At 61.8% G+C, this 1,877-nt stretch carries 2 protein-coding genes; one reads left to right on the top strand and one right to left on the bottom strand.

The genetic code is table 11. The features are described 5' to 3' along the window. The first annotated feature begins 385 nt into the window (after positions 1-385). Positions 386-1,099, top strand: coding sequence for a DNA helicase (locus EN906_RS32625; protein WP_127269043.1), 714 nt, complete (start codon positions 386-388; stop codon positions 1,097-1,099). Between the two features lie 19 nt (positions 1,100-1,118). On the opposite strand, the gene EN906_RS32620 is transcribed toward EN906_RS32625, so the two are convergent. Then, positions 1,119-1,877, bottom strand: a 759-nt coding sequence (locus tag EN906_RS32620; RefSeq protein WP_127375702.1) for a LysR substrate-binding domain-containing protein, incomplete at its 5' end; no start/stop codon positions are given.

The following is a 1,877-nucleotide window of genomic DNA, read 5'->3' as shown; positions in this document are numbered from 1 at the left end:
AAGCAGGGCAACGAACTCGGGTTGGCGGGTCCCTTCGGAGGCCGTCGGCGCGTTGGCTGACGGAGCATCAAACGAAAACCCGCCTGTGCGGCGGGTCATTGGCGCAAATCAGCACCATGGACAAATATGTACCATAGCTGAGGGCAGGAAGTCAAGAAAAAATTCCTATCGTGAAGAGCCGCGAGTCCGGAGCCTGATCCCTGGAGGTCCGCGATTTTCGATACGCAGGGATTGAGCTATCATCTGATTCTGGCGCGGCCCACGCCACCTCCCTCCGCCGGGAAAGCATCGTTCATGCAGGGCGCTATCCAATCACCGAACCGACTGTTCGAGCACTTGGCATAAGGAGGGATTGCAAAAACGGCTCGCACCAGGAGGTTTTGCGATGAAGTTGTCCGCGCCCATCTACCATCTCAAGCGTCAAGCCAGGCTTTTGTCTCGCGAGGGCAAGATTGCGCTGCACGAAGCGCTCGACCGTGTTGCAGCACAGGAAGGGTTCACCAGCTGGAGCCTGCTTGCAGCCAAGGCAGCCGAGGCGGCGCCCGCCGGCATGCTGTTTGCGCAACTTGCGCCCGGCGACCTGGTTCTGGTCGGTGCGCGACCCGGAAACGGCAAGACGCTGATGAGCCTCGAACTCGCGGTCGAAGCCATGAAATCAGGCCATCGCGGCGTGTTCTTTACGCTCGAATATACGCAAAGGGATGTGCTGGACCGGTTTCACGCCATCGGGGCGGACCCGGTGCAGTTCAACGACCAGTTCACATTCGATAATTCCGACGCCATCAGTGCCGCCTATATCGTCAAGGCATTGGGTTCGGCGCCGCGCGGCACGCTGGTGGTGATCGATTATCTGCAACTGCTCGATCAGAAGCGGGAAAACCCGGACCTGATGGCGCAGGTTCGCACGCTGAAGGCCTTTGCCCGCGACAGGGGACTGATCCTCGTCTTCATCTCGCAGATCGATCGGTCATACGATCCGGCGGAGAAGCCATGTCCCGATATCAGCGATGTGCGGTTGCCGAACGCTCTGGACCTGTCGCTGTTCAACAAGACCTGCTTCCTCAACAAGGGCGAAATCCGGTTCCAGGCGGCAGGCTGACGATCAGGTCAGCCTGCCTTCATTGGGCCGCTGCCGGCAGATTCGGAGGCTGCGCAACCGATGCCGAACCGTGCTGCGCGCGCAATGCTTCGGCCGCCTGGCGAACCACTTCGGATATAAGCAGCAGCTGTTTGGCGATCGGGCTTGTCTTGCGCCAGATCATGCCGATCGTCCGCGACGGTTGGGGGTTGGCGAAATGGGCGATAGAGACCGCCGCCGAGCGCGTCTCCACCGGCACGGCCATTTCGGGGATCAAGGTGACGCCGACGCCGGCGCCGACCATCTGCACCAGGGTCGACAGCGAGCTGCCGTCCAGCAACTCCCTTGGGCGCACCGAATGCATGTTGCAGAACGACAGCGCCTGGTCGCGAAAACAATGGCCTTCCTCGAGCAGGAGCAGCCGCATCTCGCGCAGCATTTCGCGGTTGGGCACCGGCTTTCCCTCATCCTCGCCGGGCCGGACCAGCACGAAGTTCTCGGCAAACAGCACGATTTCCGTCAGCGACGCTTCCGATACCGGCAAGGCGACGATGGCCGCGTCGAGCCGGCCGTCGGCCAGTTCCTGGATCAGCTTCTGCGTCTGCGTTTCGCGCACGTGGATATCGAGCCCGTCATGCATGCGGGCGAGGTTGCCGATGATGGCAGGCAAAAGGTAGGGTGCGATCGTCGGGATCACCCCGATGCGCAACCGTCCCACCAGCCGGTCGCGCGAGGCGCGGGCCAGATCTGTCAGCTCATCCACCGAGCGCAGGATGTCGCGAACGCGCAAGGCGAATTC

The sequence above is a fragment of the Mesorhizobium sp. M7A.F.Ca.CA.004.06.1.1 genome, from assembly GCF_003999135.1.
Lineage (GTDB): Bacteria > Pseudomonadota > Alphaproteobacteria > Rhizobiales > Rhizobiaceae > Mesorhizobium.
The sequence above is the reverse complement of the archived record's forward strand: the minus strand, read 5'-3'. Positions and strand labels throughout refer to the sequence as shown.